Below are 21261 nucleotides of genomic sequence, written 5' to 3'. Positions count from 1 at the left end.
GCTCTGGGCGAATTTCAAGGTTGCTTGGCTGTAGACCAAGGAGAAATAAGGAGATTGTATGGAGACTTCAGGTCTGTTGAAGGCTATAGCCGTTGCTGCTTCGTTAGCGTTGGCTGCCTGTGGTGGTGGCGGTGGTTCACCCAAGTTCAATACTGGTGGCGATAGCGGTGGCACCGGCAGCACCGGTGGCACTGGTGGTACCGGTGGCACAGTAACGGTTCAGGTCCTGAAGCTTGGGAATGGCACCGGTTCAGGTTTTACCAGCGGCGCGCTTGCAACTACAAAATCGGTTTTGCAATCAGGTTCTTCAGCGACCATTAGTCTTAACGTGGTAGACGAAAATAATGCGGCTGTTTCTGAAGCTTATAGTGTATCGGTTAATTCTAATTGTGTAGGCACTGGGCTGGCGAAAATCAGTAAGAACGGAGGCGACGTTTCGCAAGTAACCACCTCCAATGGTCTGGCTACTTTCAGTTATACCCCTCAGGGGTGTGTTGGCACCGACACAATCAACGCTACATTGGTTACCGAGACCCAGTCGCTGTCTGCAGAAGTTACTATTACAGTTGAGCAGGACCAGGTACTGGCGGTGGAGTTCGTATCCATTTCAAAAAACCAGTTGTCACTGCGGGGCATCGGTGGCCAGGAAACTGCGGAAGTTGTCTTTAAATTAGTGGGTGCGCAATCTGCGCCGATCATTGGTGAAGATGTAACCTTCAGCTTAAGTACCACGGAGGGCGGTATATCATTAGCGCCGGGAACCAGCACTGGGGTCACCGATTCCGAAGGTAAAGTGACCACCGTGGTGCAAAGTGGCACAACCGCCACTACCTTGAAGGTTTATGCCGTTCACGACGCCAGTCAGATCCAGGGCAGCTCCTCTGACATTGTTATTTCAACCGGCGTTGCGGTTGATAACCGGTTCTCAATTTCTTACGACACTCAGCCGGCTAATGCCTACAATACCGACGGTATCGCAGTCTCAATCAATGTCATAGCCGCTGACCAGTTTGGTAACAGCCCACCCGATGGCACGCAGGTGCGCTTTGTGTCACCGGAAGCAGGTAAGGTGGATGATGCCTGTTCGTTGATTGACGGGCGCTGTTCTGTTCAGTGGTTAAGTGCTTCGCCCAGACCGGCTGATATGCGAGTGGGGCTCTTGGCCTATATGCGCGGTGCCGAGTCCTTTACTGATGTCAACGGTAATGCTGTATACGATGGCGCTGATACCTTTACAGAAGATCGCGCAGAGCCCTACGTCGATGCCAATGAAAATGGCATGTATGACCTTGGCGAATTCTACGTTGATACTAACCAGGACGGTGACCGGGACCTTGGCAACAACAAGTGGGATGGCCCTTGTATGCAGGGTGTAAATGCTGCAGCTATATGCGACGGTGAAAGCAGTATTTTCATTGCGCGACAGTTGCGGATTGTCATGTCTCGAAATGATGCCTGTGTGGTAGCGATTACTGGCTTCCCTGCACCCAAACCCGCTGGCGGTTCAATTGATCTTACCGTTGCCGCAGATGCCGCTGCTTCGGGTGTTATTACCCTGGATGACTGCAATGGTAACCCCTGGCCGAAGGGCACAACGTTCAAATGGGAAGTCAACGAAGCCGATACCAATATTCTGGCGCTCTATGGTCTTAAAGCAGGCACCATCAGCAATGCTAACCTGGATAATGGCGGCCATGATTTCGCGTTGCAGCTGGCGGGTAACGCGTCGCCCTCCTACACGTCGTCCAAGCAGGGCACACTGAAGCTCACCGTATCCTTCCCGAACAGCACCAATTTGGAGTTCGAGTGGCGGATCATCTATCCGGTCGAGCCATGATTCAGCGCTGATCCAAAGCCCGGTAAATTGCCGGGCTTTTTTTTGCGCGGCTGATTGGCTGGCAGGTTCAAAAACACAATCATTGCACTTGTATCGGTAAAACGCCCCATTTCATCGGTGAACAACACCCCGTTATTCCCCAAACGCAGCATTCTCCCCGCTCATCGCAGGACCGGTGACATTCCGCTTCGAATCTCTATGATGTAATCACCAAGCTAACCGTCCATCAGTAGTCCATTACCGGTCAGAGTTAGTATACAAACATCATTGTCAGAGAGATTAGTATCGTGGCCCTAGCAAAGCTGAAGGATAAGCGGGTTTATCTGCCCATCGCCATTATTGCCGGCGGCATCGTCGCCATGATTGGCTTGTCCAGCATGAAACAGCCCCCGGAAGAAAAGGCGCCGGAGGACATTGCTCCGCTGGTTAAGGTTCAGCCCGTGGTCATGGAGCCCATGGCGTTGACCGTTCATTCACAGGGATTGGTAACGCCAAAGTACCAGACCCAGTTGGTGGCACAGGTGGGTGGCACGATCAGCTACGTGGCGCCGGAGTTTCAGCGGGGTGGATTTATCAAGGAAGGCCAGGTGCTGGCGCGCATTGAGGACGCAGACTATCGCGCCCTGGTGGTAGAAGCCCAGGCCAATCTGGCATCGGCGCAGGCGGGGCTTGAACAGGAGATGGCCTTGGGCGCGGTTGCACGCGACGAGTGGAGCCGGATCAAAGATCGCAAGCCAACCGCCTTGAGCTTGCGCGAACCCCAACTGGCTCAGGAAAAAGCGCGGGTCAAAGCGGCGGAAGCGGCACTGACTCGCGCACAGAAAAACCTCGAGCGCACCGAAATTCGCGCGCCTTACCATGCCTTGGTGGCTGCGCGCGAAGTGGGTCTGGGTACCTATGTGAATCCCGGCAGCCAGATCGGCGAATTGTTGTCCGTGTCGCAGGCCGAAGTGCGCTTGCCAGTGGCGGACAACCAGCTGCGCTTCCTGATTGATCAGGGGCTCAATTCCGACGTCCGTCTGGTGGGCGACCTGGAAGGCCAGAAAGCGGAATGGACCGCCAAAATTGTACGCACGGAAGGCGTCATAGACGACCAAAGCCGCATGGCCTACCTGGTGGCCGAGCTGATTAACCCTTACGGTCTGCAAGTGCCTGGCAAAGACGACAAAGTTCTCAATCAAACGACGCATCATCCGCTGCGCTTTGGCAGCTATGTGAAGGCCGAGATTGCCGGTATGTCTTTGGAGCAGGCCGCGTTGATTCCCCGCCACCTGGTTGTAGAAGGCAAAGTGCCGGTGCTGGCCGAAGACAAAACGCTGCATTTCAAACCAGTGCAGATTGTGCGCGAACAGGGCACTCATGTCGTGGTGACCGAGGGTGTTGCGCACAATGATCAACTCATAGTGTCTGCTCTGGCGTATCCGGTAGAGGGTATGAAGTTGCGCCTGCCCGGTGAGATTGCCGAGCCAGAGACTAAAAATGACAATCCCGAAGCCTTAGCCGGCAAAGCGGAATAAGCAGGGACGCATCATGACTGATAATCAACCCGAATTGATCGAACAAGAAGATCCCACCCGACGCGGAATTATCGCGTGGTTTGCCCGCAACACAGTGGCGGCCAATTTGTTGATGGTGTTTATTCTCCTCGGCGGTCTGATTTCTGCGATTACCATGAAGCAGCAGATGTTTCCGGAAATCGAAATCGACTGGTTGCAGGTGCAAGTGTATTACCCCGGTGCTGCGCCCAAAGAAGTGGAGGAGGGCATTACCCTCAAGGTGGAAGAGGCCCTGAAAAGCCTGCAAGGCCTGGAGCGTGTGATTACCTACTCCCGCCGGGGTATGTCCCAGGCTTATATCAAAGTGGCCAAGGGCTTTGATCCGCAGGAAGTCTTGGATGAAGTCAAAGGTCAGGTAGATTCCATTTCCAGTTTCCCGGCGGGCATCGAACGTCCCCGTATCGAACGTTTCAAATACCGGCAGGAAGTGATGTATCTGTCGCTGTATGGCGACTTGTCGCCTACCCAGCTGAAAGATCTTGGCCGAAAAATCCACGAAGAGATCCAATCGCTGCCGTCTGTGAGCGTGTCGGAATATTTTTCCGGGTTGGGTTATGAAATTGGCGTGGAGGTCAGCAAAGACCGCTTGCGCGAATACAACCTGACGTTTCAGGACATCGCCCAGGCGATCCGCAATTACTCCAGCAATATGTCTGCCGGCCAGATCAAAGCGGCCGACGGCTATATTTCTTTGCGGGTAGAAAATCAGGCCTATCGGGGCTACCAGTTTGAGCAGATCCCGCTGGTTAATCTGCGCGATGGCACTCAGGTTAAGTTGGGTGACGTGGCAACCATTTCCGACGGTTTTGAAGACGGCATCCAATACCAGAAGTTCAATGGTAAAAATTCTGTCGCATTTTTCATCGGAGCAACCCGCGATCAGAACATTATGTCTGTGGCGCAGGTGGTCAAGAATTATGTAGAGAAAAAAGAAGCCCAGCTACCGGACGGTGTGCACCTGGAAACCTGGGTGGACATGACCTACTACCTGCAGGGCCGGTTGGATATGATGAAGTCCAACATGTGGATGGGCGCGGCGCTGGTGTTCTTCCTGCTCGCGATTTTCCTGCGCGTGCGTTTGGCGTTCTGGGTCATGCTGGGTTTGCCGATCAGCTTCCTGGGCGCCTTCATGTTCATGCCGCTCGAGTGGGTGAACATCAGCATTAACATCGCCAGTCTGTTCGGCTTTATTCTGGTGTTGGGGGTCGTGGTTGATGACGCCATCGTTATCGGAGAAAGCGCCTACAACGAAATTGAAGAAAAGGGGCAGTCGGTAGAGAACGTTATCCGTGGTGCACAAAAAGTGGCCATGCCCGCCACCTTCGGCGTGTTGACCACGGTAGCGGCCTTCTTCCCGATGTTGCTTGCCGATGGCCCATCAAAAGGTTTTTCCATCGCCATTGGCGGCGTGGTGATTTTGTGTCTGCTGTTTTCGCTGGTGGAATCCAAGCTGATTCTGCCTGCTCATCTGGCGCACATGAAGCAGCGTCCGCACAACCCCAAAAACCCTTTCCATTGGTTGCGCCAGCACGTGGATGGCGGGCTCCGGCATTTTGTTGAGAATATTTACCGCCCCAAGCTGCAATCGTTGCTGAACTACCGTTGGGCGGTATTGGCCAGCTTTTTGGCGGTGCTGCTGATTTCCTTTGGTTTCTTTGGCAGTGGCTTGATCCGCTTTATCGGCACGCCCAAAGTGCCCAGCGACTTCCCCGATATCAACATCGAAATGCAGATCACCGCGTCTGAGCAGGCCACGTTGGATGCCGCGTTGGCAGTGGAAAACATGATCTACGAAGTGGACAAGCAGCTGGAAGCGGAGTTCGGTCAGAAAATGATCCGCAGCCTGAACGTAGAACTGCGCTCCCGCACCAGTGCCCGTATCATGTCCATGCTGGTGGATCCGGAAGTCCGGCCCGTGGATACGTTTGAATTGGCTGCGCGCTGGCGTGAAGCCATGCCACCATTGCCGGGTGTAAAGACCCTGACTATTCAGGACAGCCTGTTCGGCAACGACCGCGACGATGGCGATATCAGCTTCCGTCTGGAAAGTACCAATCAGGAAGAGCTTTACTTGGCCGTACAGGATCTGCGCGATAAATTGTCCACCCTGAAAGGCGTGGGCGATATCAACGACAGCCGTCGCCAGCAAACCCATGAAGTGCAATTCCAGCTCAAGCCCCTGGCCTATTCCATGGGTCTGACCCTGGCCGATGTCGCGCGCCAGGTGGGTTATGGCTTCTACGGCATCGAAGCGCAACGCATTCTGCGCAACGGTGAAGAAATCAAAGTGATGGTTCGCTATCCCGAGCACCAGCGCAACGGTGTGGCTTTGGTAGAAGACACGGTAATCCGTGCGCCCAACGGAGCCGAAGTCCCTCTGTCAGAGGTGGCCGACTTCACCATGGTGATGGCGCCCGCGGAAATCCGTCGTGAAAACAGCAAGCGCTCTATTAATGTCTGGGCCTCGGTGGATGCGCAACAGGCCGAGCCGCAGAAAATTGCCCAGGATATCCGGGACAACTTCCTGCCGGCCATGCTGAAGAACTACCCGAGTGTAAAGAGCTCTATTTCCGGCCGCATTCAGGAAGAAATGGATGATCAGGCCAAGCAGATGCGCAACTTCCTGTTGTCGATGATCGTGGTCTATGCGTTGCTGGCGATACCGTTGCGCAGCTATACGCAACCGATGATGATTATGTCGGTGATTCCGTTCGGCATCATCGGTTCCATGATCGGCCATATGATCATGGGTATGGATATGAGTGCCATGTCGGTTTTCGGACTGATCGCCGTGGCCGGGGTGGTGGTGAATGACTCCTTGGTAATGGTGGACTACGTCAATAATGCGAGGCGGGAAGGATCGCCACTCATCCAGGCGGTGGTGGATGCTGGTTGCCGTCGCTTCAGGGCGATTATCCTGACCTCGCTGACGACCTTTATCGGCGTAGTGCCCATCCTGCTCGAGACCAGCATGCAGGCCAAGATAGTGATTCCCATGGCGGTGTCACTGGCGTTCGGTGTGTTGTTCGCGACCGTGATTACCTTGCTGATGATCCCCTGCCTTTATGTGGCAGGCAATGATATCCGGGGCCTGTTCCGCCGCAAGCAGCCCAGCCAGGACGTCGCTGCCAGCCCGCAAAGCGTCTGACGGTCCTGCTGGACCCTGCACCCAAAGGGGGCGCTCAGTGAGCGCCCCCTTTATTTTGTCTGTTATACTCGCCCGATATCTATAATTCAGACGACACACCATGACCGCTCTGGCGAACCGGACGCGCCGGTACCTCTTTCTGCTAAGGACTATTGCAGCCTTTCTCTCATCGGCGGCGCTGGTCAGCTACGCCCATGCCGATCTGCCTGAAGACGCGTTTGAGCAGGCGCGCGTCTGGTTACTTGAGGAGCCTGCCCGGGTTATTGAGTGGGCAGAACCGCATGTTAACAATCAGTCCCTGCCGGCCGGACAGCGGGCGGAACTGCACAGGCTGTTGTTGCGTGCCTATCTGGAACAGGCCCAACTGGACAACATCGATCCTCTGGTGGCCCAGCTGCAACAATTGTCGGTGGTGACCGGCAAGCCCCTGTACGCAGTCGAAGCGAGCCGTGCCGCGGCCAATAAACTGTTTATCCAAACCCGCTATGAAGAGGCGCTTGGCTTGGTTCAGCAGGCCATTGCCCAATTGCCCGACGCCCATAGCGGGCCGCTGCGAGGGCAGCTGTTGGGCGATAAAGCCCAGATATTGCGCGCCTTGGAGCGCTATGCCGAAGCGCTGGAGTCGGTTCAGCGCGCCATCGGCAGCCTGCGACTGGCCGGCGCGACCGCATCGCTGGCCGATGCCTTTAATACCCTGGGGGTGACCCTGGAGCGGATGGGGAATGTGGAAGAAGCGCTGTCTGCCCATTTGCAGGCATTGGAATACCGCCGGGCCCTAAATGACAGGCCCGGTCAGGCGGATTCTCTTTACAACATTGGTGAGATCTACCGGGAGCTGCACGATTTTGAAAGTGCGGCGGGCTACCTGGAGCGTTCGGTGGCCATAGATGAAGTGCTGAAAAATACCTCTAACCTCGCCTACGGTCTGCATAAACTGGCCGACATCCAATGTGCCATGAGTGAGTTTTCACAGGCTGAGGCCAATGCCCGGCGGGCGTTGGACCTGTTCGAATCCCTCGGCGCTCAGGAAAACGTGGCCGCCGTATTGCTCAACCTGGCCAAAATGTCCCTGCGGCAATCCCGTTTTGACGACGCGCTGACTTATCTGGATCGGGCTCGTGCGCTCGGGCAGGGCGCCCCGTTGGCGCAGGCCAACCCCACCTTTGACCTGTACCGAATCCGCGCCTTGTCCGGCCTGGCACGCTATGACGAAGCCTGGCAGCTGGTGAATAAACTGCATCAGCTTGAGTCGCCGGCGCTGGCGTCTGAAGCCCGCCTGAATTTGCTTAAACTGCAATCCGGATTGCAACAGGCGCAGGGCGACAGCGCCGGCGCGTTGGCCACCTTGCAGGCGCACAATACATTGGCGGAACAGCTGGCCGTGGAAAAAAGCCGCAACTCGGTCAAGCATCTGCGCGCAAGCGTGGAGTTCTTCAAGCGCGAGCAACAATATGAGGTGCTCGCCCGCGAAGACGCGCTGCAAAGCCTGCGCCAGGCCGCGGAACGGTTTGAGCGCAATGTGGTGCTGGCCGGGTTTGTGGTGTTTCTGGTGTTGGCGACGGTGTTGTTCGGTCGTTATCAGATGCGCAGGCTCAATCTCACTTTGCAGCAACAGGTGGACGAGCGCACCGAAGAACTGCAACAAAAAAATGCCGAGCTCCGGCGCGCGTACGAGCAGTTGCAAACCATCAGCCAGACGGACCCGTTAACCGGTCTGGCCAACCGTCGGTTTCTGGCTCAGCACCTGGACAACGATTGTTCAAAAGTGGCCCGTGACTACCTCAACTGGTTGCAGAACGAAAAACCGGTACCCACGCAGTCAGACCTGATTTTTTACCTGGTGGATTTGGATTATTTCAAACAGGTCAACGACCAATACGGGCACGCGGTCGGCGACAGAGTGCTGGCGCAAATCAAGCCACTGTTGCAGCAGGTGTTTCGCGAGTCGGATTATCTGGTGCGCTGGGGCGGCGAGGAATTCCTGGTTGTGGCCCGCTATTCACAACGTGAAAACGCGGCCTTGATTGCCGAGCGCCTGCGCCAGTTGATTGTTGAACACCGCTTTGCGGTGGGCGATGAGGTGGGGATTCAGCTCAGCGCGAGCATCGGTTTCGCCTGTTTTCCGTTTTTCACGGACCGGCCCGGTGAATACAGCTGGGCCCAGGTGGTGGATATAGCCGATCGCTGTCTGTACGCCGCCAAACACAGTGGCCGCAATTGTTGGGTTGGGCTCACCGGTGTTGAAGGCCTGGAAACCATCGACAACTTTCACCGGCTGATGGCCGAACCACAGCAGGTTATTCAGGAGGGCTGGGTCAACCTTTACACCTCCGTGGCAGATCCCGCCCACCTGGGGTGGGCGGATAAAGTGCCGGCCGATTACTGAGCCACGGTCTGCAGGATCAGGCCGCACAGCCAGGCTGCGTAGGTACCCAGCGCGTAGCCCATCACTGCCAGTAACACGCCCACCGGTGCCAGCGACGGATGGAAGGCGGCTGCCACCACGGGCGCAGACGCCGCGCCGCCCACGTTGGCTTGCGAACCCACGGCCATGTAAAACACTGGCGCACGCAACACGCGGCACATCACCAGCATCAGTGTGGCGTGAACCAACATCCAGATAATGCCGATCAGGAAATAACCCGGATTTTCGAAAATAGCCTTCAAGTCCATGTGGGTGCCGATGGTTGCCACCAGGAAATAAATAAACACCGAGCCCACTTTGCTGGCGCCGGCGCCTTCCAGTTGTCGCGCCTTGGTAAACGACAGGGCCAGACCCAATGTGGTGGCGATGATGATCAGCCAGAAGAAACCGGAGGTCAGGCTCAGGCGAGCCGTGGCCGGGAAGTTTTCGGCAAAGAAAGGCGCGAGTATATCGGCACCCCAGTGGGCCAGGCCTGTCAGGGTAAAGCCCACGGCGGCTATCAGCATTAAATCGTGCAGGCTCGGAATGCGGATAATGTCGGCCTGCATTTTTTCTACCCGTTTGCGCAAGTCGGTAATGGCCTGATTATTGGCGCCGATGGACTCGTCTATCTGATCTGAGCGCCCGGCCATCAATAGCAGCACCGCCATCCAGATGTTGGCCACAATCACGTCCACAGCCACCATGGCGGAAAAAATGCCGTCGCCGACATTAAATACTTCCTTCATGGCGGTCTGGTTGGCGCTGCCACCAATCCAGGAACCGGCGATGGTGGTCATGCCCCGCCAAATCTGATCTGCCTCGGCGCCAATTACACCGGGTGCCAGCCAGGACACCAGCAGTAATGCGATCGGGCCGCCAATCACAATGCCCACCGTGCCGGTGAGGAACAGAATCAACGCCTTGGGGCCGAGATTCAGGATGCCCTTGAAATCGATACTCAGCGTCAGCAGCACCAGACTCGCCGGCAGCAGGTAGCGCGAGGCCACGTAGTAAAGCTGTGAATCATGTGCATCGATAATGTTGAAGGTGGTCAGCAACGAGGGCAGGAAATAACACAGCAGCAGGGCGGGAACGTAACGATAAAAGCTGCGGAAAGCGCGGTGATTGCTGTGGGAGGTGTAAAACACCAGGCCCAGAATCATGGCCAGCAGGCCCAGCTGGACGGCATCGTTGGTGATCATAGATTACCTTTCGGGATGGATTGTTATTGTTGGGGCTTGCGCCACGAATAAAAGGGACGAAGGTACCGCGCCGCGGTCCAGAAGTCGAGCCGGCTAAAAAAACGCCTCCGGGCGGAGGCGTGATTGAGATACTAGATTAACCAGGCAGGGGAGTATGAGGTGCTACCCTGAGGCGCATATTGGCACTGGATTGTGACAATAATATGTCCAGCCTCGTTGGTGCTTTAGCGCATGTCGGCCCTGGCCTGCATTTCCCTTACATCCCTGACACGTTCCTGCAGAATGGCTTTGGTGTGGTATTGGTTGTCTGCCAGCTTCAGTGCGTTGCGCAGTTGCACCATGGCGGCATCGTAAATGCCGTTCAGAATAAAGTACTCGGCGCGGGCTTCGTGGACACCCAGAATATTGCCGGCCAGGCCGCTGACTTCGGCCAGGTGATACCACACATAGGGGTCGCCCCGGCGCCGGCGCGAGTGACGCTCCAGAACCTGTTCGCTCTGCAGGTAAAAACCGGCCCGCATCAGCGCATCCGCATAGGCCATGTTGAGCGGATGATTGGTGGGGTCTTTCTCGAGCAGTTGTTGCAATAAGGTCAGCGCCTGATCCCGTTTGCCCTGGGCCTGCATGATATCGACCTGCGCCAGCAGGTAGGTGATGTAGCCGGGGCGACCGACCAGCAGTGGGCCCAGCGCCTGCTCGGCTTTATCGAGCTGGCCGGCACGGGTGGCCGCAATCACCAGCCCGTAGCGGCTGGCTTCTTTGTTCAGGCTGTCGCCTTCGAGTTCGCTTTCAAACCGCTTCACCGCTGTTTGAGGGTTTTCCGCCTGCATCATGAAAACCCGGGCACGCATCAGGTGAAAATCAATGCTCTGGTCAAAGCTCTGGCGCGGGTAGCGGGTAGCGCGGTTCATGGCATCGGCAATGCGGGTTTCGGTTACCGGGTGAGTCAGTAAAAATTCCGGTGGACGACGGGAATAGCGGGTTTGCTTGAGCATGGACTCAAACATTTCGGGAACCGCGTAAGGGTCCAGGCCTGCTGCTACCATGGTTTCCATGCCGACCCGATCAGCCTCCTGTTCATTCTGGCGGGAAAAGCGTAATTGGTTGTCCAGGGTGGCGGCCTGGGTTGCCATCATCGCCGCCATGCCGGCATCGCCACCGGCGGTGGCCATCAGCACCAGGCTCGCCAGCAGCGCGGCGGTGGTGGGGATGCTGGCATTCTGCTGTGCTTCTACGGAGCGGGCAAAATGGCGTTGGGACAAGTGCGCGAGTTCGTGCGCGATGACCGACGACAATTGGTTTTCGGTTTCTGCGGTAGTGAACAGGCCGGTGTGAACGCCCATGACGCCACCGGGCACGGCGAACGCATTCATGGTGGGGTTTTTCACCAGCAATAATTCCAGCCGCTTGTCCTTCAATTGCGAATAGCTTGCCAGCCGGGCCGTAAGCTTTTCCAGATAATCGATCATCAGCGGGTCGTGCGAGGTAGGCACCTGGGCCCTGAACGCGCGCGCCCAGGCTTCGCCCAATGCGCGCTCCTGCTGCGGTGAGACCACGCCGCTGGTGGCGTCGCCCAGCGCGGGCAGTTGAATTTCGGTACTGCTTTGGGCCGCAACCGAAACCGGGGCGGCCAGGCCCGCGCATAAGGCGAGGGCGCTGATTAGGTGTTTGCCTGCAACAAGGGGCACAAACTCTCTCCACAAGGGCCGTTTCACGGCATAAGTGTTTTCCATCATACTATGGTTAGACCTTTGTCGTCGTGTGGGGTTCCCAAACCGGCCCGGGTTCCTGCATTGGCATGAAGGCCGCGTCGATTTATAGTGCGCCCCCCGGAAATGAGAAACCAAGATGACCCCGCAATCTGTGCCCGGCCCGGAAGGGCAGATTCCCGATGCCACGGTAGATGCCACCGGGTTGGCTTGCCCGCTGCCGTTGTTGAAAGCCAAGCAGGCGCTGCACGCGCTCGCCGCTGGTCAGATTTTGTACATCGTGGCCACCGATCCCGGTTCGGCGCGCGATATCCCGGCATTTTGTCGGTTGGCCGGCCATACCTTGCTGGCCACCGAGGAAACCGGTCAACAATGGCGCTTCTGGCTGCAAAAACACTAGCGGCCTGTTAGCATTCGCCCTCGTCCCTAAAGAGCCCCGCTCACCATGTTGAAGATTTTCCGTAACTGGACCAATCGTTACTTTTACGACGAAGAAGCCCTGGTGTTGCTATTGCTACTGGTTCTTGGGCTGGCATTGGTGGTGACCATGGGAACCGTGCTGGCACCGGCCATTGCGGCGCTGATTCTGGCCTTTTTACTGCAGGGGCTGGTACAGCGACTGGTCAATTGGGGCATGCGCCATATTCTCGCAGTCTGGACTGCCTTTCTGGTGCTGGTGGGGTTGATCACCTCGGCGGTGCTGGTGTTGTTTCCGATTCTCTGGCGTCAGATGGGTAACCTGATTGAAGAGCTGCCGCGCATGGTGGCAGATGCCAAGGCCCAATTGGCGGTATTGCCCCAACGCTACCCGGATTACGTGTCGCCTGAACACGTCCAGCAGTTCACCAACCTTGCCAATCACGAACTGGGCACTGTGGGGCAATCTTTGCTGAGTGTGTCGGTGGCCAGCGTGCCGCTGCTGATTACCGCGTTGATTTATTTTGTGCTGGTGCCCATTCTGGTGTTTTTCTTTCTGAAAGATCAGAAGCTGATCCTCAACTGGATGAGTGGTTTTCTGCCGCGCAAACGCCCCATCATGCAGCGGGTCTGGCTGGAAATGAACGACCAGATTGCCAATTATGTGCGCGGTAAAGCGGTGGAAATCCTGATTGTTGCCGCCGTGTCCTATGCCAGCTTCAGTTTCATGGGGCTGCGTTATTCCTTGCTGCTGGCCATCGCCGTGGGTTTGTCTGTGTTGGTGCCTTATATCGGCGCCGCTGTCGTGACCTTACCGGTGGTATTGGTGGGCTTGTGGCAATGGGGCTTGAGCTCGGAGTTTTACTGGCTGTTACTGGTGTACGGCATTATTCAGGCGCTCGATGGCAACGTGCTGGTGCCGGTGCTGTTTTCCGAAGCCGTTAATCTGCACCCGGTCGCCATTATTATTGCCGTCTTGGCATTTGGTGGCATTTGGGGATTCTGGGGCGTGTTTTTTGCGATCCCGCTGGCGACCTTGTTAAAAGCCGTTATCAATGCCTGGCCCAGCCAGCCTAACGGCGAGGGTGCGAATGCTTAATCGTTTTGCCTGGATTGCGTTGTTGTGGCTTTGCGGCGTAGCTGTCGCATGGTCGGCCGACAATCCGCCTGCCTTAACCACCGCGTTCACGCCCGAAAAAAGCCCCAACGATGATCGCCAGTACCGCTACCTGGAGCTCGCCAACGGATTGAGGGTATTGCTGGTATCCTCGCCGGAAGCGGAAGAATCCGCGGTGGCCCTGCGCGTTAATGTGGGCAGTGCGGTAGACCCGGTAGGGCGCGAAGGTCTGGCTCATTTTCTGGAGCACATGCTGTTTCTCGGCACCGAAAAATTTCCCGAGCCGGATGGCTGGCCGGGATTCATTGCCACCAGTGGCGGCACCCACAACGCCTACACTGCACTCGATCACACCCTGTACTTCTATACCGTGCGACCCGCACATCTGGCGCAATCGCTGGAGCGTTTCGGCCAGTTTTTTACGGCGCCCTTGTTTACTGAGGCCTACGTCACCCGCGAGCGCGAGGCGGTCAACGCTGAGTACCAGGCAAAAATAAAAGACGATGCCCGCCGTTCGCGTGCGGTGCTGAATCATTTCACCAATCCCGCTCATCCGGCCGGCCGGTTTACCGTGGGTAATCTGAACACCCTGGCCGACCGCGAAGACGAACCGGTGCGCGATGCGCTGATCGATTTTTATCAGCGCGAATATTCCGCCAATATCATGTCGTTGGTGGTATTGGGCCCGCAATCCTTGGAGCAGTTGGCGGCCTGGGCGAGCAGCTATTTTGCGTCGATTCCCAACAAAAATATCGCGGCCCCCACCAATGCCGAGCCGCTATTCAAAAAAGACCGTCTTAAAACCCTGGTGCGCTACCAGCCTGTTAAAGAATTGCGCGAACTGCGTTTGATGTTCCCCATTCCTAACAGCGCCGGTTACTACCCGGAAAAACCGCTTACCCAGATTGCCGATCTCCTGGGCCATGAAGGCAAGGGCAGTTTGTTGTCGGCACTGAAGCAGGAAGGCCTGGCGGTGGCGCTGTGGGCCGGCGACAGCGATATGGGGCCCTACGCGGGGAGTTTTATTGTATCGGTTACGCTCACCGACAAAGGCCAGCGCGAATACGCGCGGGTGATGGCCTGGGTGTTTGCCGCGATCGATCTGATAGTAAAAGACGGACCACAGGCGTGGCGGTTTGAAGAGCTAGCGCAGTTGGCGGCCATCAATTTCCGTTTTCAGGAGCGCCAGCGCCCCTCTGCCTGGGTGCAGCAACTCGTCAATCAGATGAACCGTTACAAGCCCGCCGATATTTTACAGGGCGGCTACATGTACGAGCGATTCGACGCCAGTCTGACCCAGTACTTTCTGAATTTTCTCAAACCTGAACACGCGCTGGTGTTGATGGCCGATAACGACGGTGCTTTCAGCCATCAGGCGGCCGATTACGATACGCCATACGCCACCGCGCCGTTGCCCGTACTGCCGGCCATTGCGCCGCAAGCGCTGCAGCAGTTACGCCTGCCCAAGCCCAATCCGTTTGTGCCCAGCCGCCTGCAGGTACGCGAGCGGGTGAGCGATTCCCCGGTGCCCGAGCGGTTGATCAACGAGCCGCAATTGCGTTTGTGGCACATGCAGGACAATCAGTTCAATTTGCCGCGCAGTGTGATCCGCATCCAGTTGCGCACGCCCTCAGTGGGCAAAAACATCGCCAGCCGCGCGCAGGCCGAACTGTATGTGGCCATGGTATTGGACGAACTCAACGAGTACAGCTACCCGGCATTTCTGGCGGGACTTGGGTTTGATGTGCAGGTGACGGCGCGCGGCCTGGAGATCACAGTGGCCGGCTACAACGACCGCCAGGGCCTGCTGCTGACGGAAATTCTTGAGGCGCTGGTCAGCCCGCGCCTGGAAGCCGCCCGTTTTGCCAATGTGCGCACCGAATTGATTCGCCGCACCCGCAACGGCGACCGGCAACCGCCCTATATTCAATTGCTACAACAGATTGTGCCCACCCTGTACCAGCCGGCCTGGCCGCAGCATGCGTTGGCTGATGCACTGGCGAATACGGGGCTTGCCGAGGTGAAAACCTTTGGGCGGGAGCTCAATCAGAATGCCCAGGCCGACATGCTGGCGTATGGCAACCTGCTTCCCCCCGAAGCGCGCCAATTGGCCGCCCTGGTGCGTCAGCAGTTGGTGAAGGGCAATGCCAGGGATCTGCCCGGCAAATTGAAAGTGCTGACTAACGTGCGCGGTGGTTACGAGCGCGACGTCGAGGTTAATCATCCGGATGACGCGCTGGTGATCTACCATCAGGCGCCAGGTCACAGCCTGACTGACCGGGCTCATGTGGCCATGCTGGTGCAAAGCTTGCGCTCGCCGTTTTTCCACCAACTGCGCACAGAGCAACAGTTAGGTTATGTGGTCTTTACTTCAGCCTTACCAATAGCCGACTACCCCGGCATGGTGCTGGTGGCGCAGTCGCCCAAAGCCACCCCGCTGGAATTGCGGACAGCGTTCGACGGCTTTCTGGACTCGGTGCCCGAGTGGTTGGGTGATAACCTGCCCGCACACCGCGAAGCCCTGCTGGCCGAACTGAACGAAAAACCTCGCAACCTGGCCGATCAGGCCGGACGCTACTGGACTGCCATCGCCGATGCGGGCCCCGGTGGCGAGGTGGATTTCTACCGGCGCGACGCGCTGGCGGATGCCCTCAAAGAAGTGAACGCGGTGACCCTGCGCACCTACGCCTACCAGTTGTTCGATCCCGATCGCCGCATCCTGTTTGCCACCCGGCCCGTGGCCAGTGAGACCGAGCCGGTGACCAGAGTCACCGATGTAGACACCTTCAAGGCCGAAGGCCCACAGTTTATAGTGCCCTGAGCCATTCGAGCCGCGGGCCAATCATTCGCATTCCCCGTGGAAGTGGCGGGGCGGCCATCCGTTGAACCACCTATCCCGTAGCACCACGCAACATCCTGTAGAAAAATTACAGATGAAACCGTTTCTTAAGAAACGGCATTCTGGCAATTTTTTTTGCCATATGGGCCGCCAAACGTGTACTTTTGCCCGAATTTCCGTATTATGCCTACCACACTTCCAGAGCGTGGCTGAAAAGCGGCGCCTAAATTTGTAAAAAAACTACAAGAATGATGCTGGAAGACGCAATTGTCGGCTCAATCAGTTTTTTTGAGCGATGATTGCGACACTTCTATACTCTTTCGAATGTTTATTTCACACAGACACTACAACCGGCGTCGCCGGCGAAAGGAGAGTTGAATGACAGAGGATATTGATGCCCTCGAAACGCGAGAGTGGCTCGATGCTCTACACGCGGTAATTCGTTACGGTGGCGATGGCCGTGCGGCCTTTTTGCTGAAGCAGATGTTCGACCGGGCCACCATGGCCGGCGTTGAGCTGCCCGCTGCCATCACCACTCCCTACCGCAATACCATCCCACCCAAGAAAGAAAAGCGCATGCCCGGCGACCTGTTTATGGAACGCCGCATCCGTTCGTTGATCCGCTGGAACGCGCTCGCCATGGTGATGCGCGCCAACGACAACGACGAGGGCCTGGGTGGCCACATTTCTTCCTTCAGCTCCGCGGCGACACTGTACGACGTGGGCTTTAACTATTTCTTCCGCGGCAACGACGGCGAAGAGCTGGGCGATCTGATTTACTACCAGGGCCACAGTGCGCCGGGTATGTATGCCCGCTCGTTCCTGGAAGGGCGCATTTCTGAAGATCAGCTGGATAATTTCCGTCGCGAAGTGGACGGTGCTGGCCTGTCTTCTTACCCGCACCCGTGGCTCATGCCCGATTACTGGCAGTTCCCCACCGTCTCCATGGGTCTTGGCCCGCTGCAGGCGATTTATCAGGCGCACGTCATGCGTTACATGTCAGCGCGCGATCTGGTCAAGCGCGGCGATCGCAAAGTGTGGGCCTTCCTGGGTGACGGCGAATGTGATGAGCCGGAATCCCTCGGTGCCATCGCACTGGCGGGCCGCGAGCAGCTGGAAAACCTGATCTTCGTGATTAACTGTAACCTGCAGCGCCTGGATGGTCCGGTGCGCGGTAACGGCAAAATCATTCAGGAGCTGGAAGGTGTGTTCCGCGGTGCCGGCTGGAACGTGATCAAAGTGGTGTGGGGTCGTCATTGGGACGCGCTGCTGGAAAAAGACACCACCGGTCTGTTGCAGAAGCGCATGGACGAAGTGTGCGATGGCGAGTTGCAGAACTACAAAGCCAACGGCGGCGCTTACACCCGCGAGCATTTCTTCGGTAAATACCCGGAGCTGTTGGAGCTGGTGAAAGATCTGTCTGACGACGACATCATGAAGCTCAACCGTGGCGGTCATGACCCGTACAAAGTGTACGCAGCCTATGCCGAAGCGGTCGCGCACAAAGGTCAGCCCACCGTGATTCTGGCGCAAACCGTTAAAGGGTATGGTTTGGGTGCAGCCGGCGAAGCCGCCAACATCACTCACTCGGTGAAAAAGCTCGATATCGCATCGCTCAAAGGCTTCCGCGATCGTTTCGGTATTCCGATTTCCGACGACGACCTGAAAACCGTGCCTTACTACCGGCCCGCACCCGACAGCCCGGAAATGCAGTACATGCATTCCCGTCGCAAATCGCTGGGCGGTTACCTGCCGGCGCGTCAGGCAGATTTTGATGCGCTGGAAATTCCTTCATTGGAAACGTTCAAGGCGCAACTCAAAGGCACCGGCGAGCGTGAAATTTCCACCACCATGGCGTGGGTGCGTTTCATTTCCACGCTGGTAAAAGATAAAAACATCGGCGAGCGCGTTGTGCCCATCGTGCCCGATGAGGCCCGTACCTTTGGTATGGAAGGCATGTTCCGCCAACTGGGGATTTATACCTCGGAAGGGCAGAAGTACGTGCCGCATGATCACGACCAGATCATGTACTACAAGGAAGACAAGAAAGGCCAGATTCTGGAAGAGGGCATTAACGAAGCCGGCGCCATGGCGGCCTGGCTGGCAGCGGCGACGGCGTACAGCAACAGCCACTGCCCGATGATTCCTTTCTACATCTACTACTCCATGTTCGGTTTCCAGCGTATTGGCGACCTGGCATGGGCGGCGGGCGATAGCCAGGCGCGCGGCTTCCTGATTGGTGCCACCGCTGGCCGCACCACGCTCAACGGTGAAGGTTTGCAGCACCAGGACGGTCACAGCCATATTCTGGCCAACACCATCCCCAACTGTAAAACCTATGACCCCACCTACAGCTACGAGCTGGCGGTGATCATGCAGGATGGCATGAAGCGCATGTTCCAGGACAAGGAAAACTGCTTCTATTACATCACCACCATGAACGAAAACTACGTTCATCCGGATATGCCCGCCGGTGCCGAAGAAGGCATTATCAAAGGCATGTACCTGCTGAACGAAGGCAAGAAAACGCCCAAGAAAGGCATGCGCGTTCAGCTTATGGGTGCCGGTACGATTCTGCGTGAAGTGGAAGCGGCGGCGGTGATCCTGCGCGACGAGTACGGTGTGGAATCCGATATCTGGAGCCTCACTTCCGTGAACGAACTGACCCGCGACGGTCAGCGCGTATCGCGCTGGAACATGCTCAACCCGGAAGCGAAAAAACCGCGTAAAGCGTTCATTACCGAGTGCCTGGAAAAGCAGGAAGGCCCGGTGATTGCCGCAACCGATTACATGAAAACCTACACCGAGCAATTGCGCGCCTTTATCCCGGCCGACACTTACATCGCCCTGGGTACGGAAGGCTTCGGCCGCTCCGACACGCGCGCCAAGTTGCGTCACTTCTTTGAGGTGGATCGCTACTTCGTCACCATCGCTGCACTCAAAGCGCTGGCCGATGAAGGCGTAATCAAAGCGGCAGACGTAACCAAGGCCATTAAGAAATTTGGCATTGACCCGGCAAAGGCAGACCCCATGAGCGTGTAAGCGCTCATTGGGTTTAATAGATAAACAAGGAGTTTACCTTGGCTATTGAAACAATCGCGGTGCCCGACATTGGCGGCGCCGAAGACGTGGATGTAATCGAAATCTGCGTGAGTGTTGGCGACGAAGTGAGCGAAGGCGATTCACTCATCGTGTTGGAAACCGACAAAGCGAGCATGGAAGTGCCGTCACCTGTCTCCGGCAAGGTAGTGAGCATTGCGTTGAAAGAAGGCGCCAAGGTATCGCAGGGTGCCGTGATTGGTGTAGTGGCTGTGGCCGGTAACGGTGCGTCTGCGCCCAAAGCCGAAGCCGCACCGGCGCCTGCTCAGGCAGCTGCGCCTGTGGCGGCAGCACCCGTTGCCGCTGCAGCGCCCGCCGGTGACCGGGACCTGGTGATTCCGGATCTGGGTGGCAGCGAAAACGTGGACGTGATTGAAGTGTGTGTGGCTGTAGGCGACACAGTAGCTGAAGGCGATTCACTGGTGGTGCTGGAAACCGATAAGGCCTCCATGGAAGTGCCCGCAGAATTTGCCGGCACCATCAAAAGCCTGACCGTGAAAGAAGGCGACAAACTCTCTGCCGGTTCGGTCATTGGTGTGATTGTGGCGGAAGGTAAAGCCGCGCCCGTTGCTTCAGCGCCAGCGGCTGCTCCAGCCGCTGCACCTGCGCCAGCCACTACGGCAGCACCCGCTGCGCCAGCAACGGCAGCAGCAACATCTGCAGCCGACGAAGCCGTCCCCGGTTTTGTGGATTCCGTATACGCCGGCCCCGCTGTGCGCAAATTGGCGCGCCAGCTTGGCGTGGACATGACCAAAATCAAAGGCAGCGGCCCGCGCAATCGCCTGACCAAAGATGATATTCGCTCTTACGTGAAAACCATCATCCAGGACGTGCAAACCGGCAAGCTGCAATCCGGCAGCGTGGGCTCCGGTATTCCGGCTGTGCCGGCGGTAGATTTTGCCAAGTTTGGCCCGATTGAAATGGTCAAAATGAGCAAAATCAAAAAGGTCACCGCCGCCAATATGCAGCGCAGCTGGCTCAACGTGCCGCACGTGACCCAATGGGACGACGCCGACATCACCGAGCTCGAAGCCTTCCGCAACAGCATGAAAGCAGAGGCAGAAAAGCGCGGCGTAAAACTCACACCCGTGCCGTTCCTGCTCAAAGCCTGCGCCGCAGCATTGCGTGCGGAGCCAAGCTTTAATGTGTCCATGCACCACGACGGCGAGCACATCGTACAAAAAGATTACGTCCACATCGGCATGGCGGTTGATACCCCCAACGGCCTCATGGTGCCCGTGATCCGCGACGTAGACAAAAAAGGCCTGTACGAACTGGCAGAAGAAGCCACCGCCCTCGCGAAGAAAGCGCGCGATGGCAAGCTGATGCCGAACGACATGCAGGGCGGTTGTTTTACCATTTCTTCACTGGGTGCCATGGGTGGCAATGGGTTTACCCCCATCGTCAACACACCTGAGGTTGCCATCCTGGGCGTATCGCGCGCACAGGTGAAGCCGGTGTGGAATGGTAAAGAGTTTGAACCGCGCAACATGTTGCCGCTGAGCTTGTCCTATGACCACCGGGCGATTAATGGTGGGGATGCAGGTAGGTTCTTTACCTATCTTACGGCGGTGATCGGGGATATTCGGAAATTGCTGTTGTGATGATTTAAGCGACATCTGTTCGAAATTGAAGGGCGCCTTTTGGCGCCCTTTTTTGTTTTTTGGCGTTTGGAATTGGGTGAGGGCTAGGTAGCGGCTTGAAGGTTTTATTTCTTATTGGAATTGGGGTGGTGGGTTTTTTATTTGGAATTGTTTGGAGTGTCGGGATATTTTTCATTATTTGTGTTGTATTTCTTATTTTTTTTGAATTTTATGTTGCTTTATTTTTAGCTCAACACGATATTTTAGTAGTAGTGACAAATTTCTTTTATAGATTCCAATTTTGAGCTCAGGTGTTTTAGGTGTTTATTGTCGGTTTGGGTCCTAAC

11 protein-coding genes are annotated in these 21261 nt (G+C 56.7%); 9 read left to right on the top strand and 2 right to left on the bottom strand.

Annotated elements, in window-relative coordinates; translation table 11 throughout:
* Nucleotides 1-58 precede the first annotated feature (58 nt).
* The 4 genes from M5M_RS05865 (at nucleotide 59) to M5M_RS05850 (ending at nucleotide 8927) form a co-directional block, all read left to right on the top strand.
* Nucleotides 59-1837: a hypothetical protein gene (locus tag M5M_RS05865; RefSeq protein ID WP_015046549.1), complete on the top strand. Its 1779-nt coding sequence runs from the start codon at nucleotides 59-61 to the stop codon at nucleotides 1835-1837.
* A 287-nt stretch (nucleotides 1838-2124) separates the two neighbouring features.
* Nucleotides 2125-3354: an efflux RND transporter periplasmic adaptor subunit gene (locus tag M5M_RS05860; RefSeq protein WP_015046548.1), complete on the top strand. Its 1230-nt coding sequence runs from the start codon at nucleotides 2125-2127 to the stop codon at nucleotides 3352-3354.
* A 13-nt stretch (nucleotides 3355-3367) separates the two neighbouring features.
* Nucleotides 3368-6541 (top strand): efflux RND transporter permease subunit, encoded by a 3174-nt coding sequence (locus M5M_RS05855; protein ID WP_015046547.1) that lies wholly within the window; start codon nucleotides 3368-3370, stop codon nucleotides 6539-6541.
* Between the two features lie 100 nt (nucleotides 6542-6641).
* A complete protein-coding gene (locus tag M5M_RS05850; RefSeq protein WP_015046546.1) occupies nucleotides 6642-8927 on the top strand; it encodes a GGDEF domain-containing protein in 2286 nt (761 codons plus the stop codon).
* Here the strand turns inward: M5M_RS05850 and M5M_RS05845 are convergent.
* Together M5M_RS05845 and M5M_RS05840 are read right to left on the bottom strand one after the other, a co-directional pair.
* Nucleotides 8921-10150, bottom strand: coding sequence for a DUF819 family protein (locus tag M5M_RS05845; RefSeq protein ID WP_015046545.1), 1230 nt, complete (start codon nucleotides 10148-10150; stop codon nucleotides 8921-8923). The two genes, M5M_RS05850 and M5M_RS05845, sit on opposite strands and share 7 nt — an antisense overlap.
* A 224-nt stretch (nucleotides 10151-10374) precedes the next feature.
* A complete protein-coding gene (locus M5M_RS05840) occupies nucleotides 10375-11886 on the bottom strand; it encodes a M48 family metalloprotease (protein ID WP_015046544.1) in 1512 nt (503 codons plus the stop codon).
* Between the two features lie 112 nt (nucleotides 11887-11998).
* Here M5M_RS05840 and M5M_RS05835 point away from each other — a divergent pair, with 112 nt between their 5' ends.
* From M5M_RS05835 to aceF, 5 genes are all read left to right on the top strand, one after another.
* Nucleotides 11999-12259 (top strand): sulfurtransferase TusA family protein, encoded by a 261-nt coding sequence (locus M5M_RS05835; RefSeq protein WP_015046543.1) that lies wholly within the window; start codon nucleotides 11999-12001, stop codon nucleotides 12257-12259.
* Nucleotides 12260-12304: 45 nt separating this feature from the next.
* A complete protein-coding gene (locus tag M5M_RS05830; protein WP_015046542.1) occupies nucleotides 12305-13375 on the top strand; it encodes an AI-2E family transporter in 1071 nt (356 codons plus the stop codon).
* The gene (locus tag M5M_RS05825; protein WP_016389249.1) at nucleotides 13368-16214 is read left to right on the top strand and encodes an insulinase family protein; all 2847 of its coding nucleotides are present in this window, start codon (nucleotides 13368-13370) and stop codon (nucleotides 16212-16214) included. The genes M5M_RS05830 and M5M_RS05825 overlap by 8 nt, the downstream gene beginning before the upstream one ends.
* Nucleotides 16215-16610: 396 nt before the next feature.
* On the top strand, nucleotides 16611-19274 hold the full coding sequence (aceE, locus tag M5M_RS05820; protein WP_016389248.1) for a pyruvate dehydrogenase (acetyl-transferring), homodimeric type: 2664 nt from the start codon (nucleotides 16611-16613) through the stop codon (nucleotides 19272-19274).
* Between the two features lie 38 nt (nucleotides 19275-19312).
* Nucleotides 19313-20935 carry a dihydrolipoyllysine-residue acetyltransferase gene (aceF, locus tag M5M_RS05815; protein WP_015046541.1) on the top strand — a complete coding sequence of 541 codons (1623 nt, stop codon included), beginning with the start codon at nucleotides 19313-19315 and terminating at the stop codon, nucleotides 20933-20935.
* Nucleotides 20936-21261: the final 326 nt, after the last annotated feature.

This window comes from Simiduia agarivorans SA1 = DSM 21679 (assembly GCF_000305785.2).
In the GTDB taxonomy this organism is placed as follows: domain Bacteria; phylum Pseudomonadota; class Gammaproteobacteria; order Pseudomonadales; family Cellvibrionaceae; genus Simiduia; species Simiduia agarivorans.
Note: the sequence above shows the minus strand (reverse complement) of the source record. Positions and strands in the feature narration are given on the sequence as shown.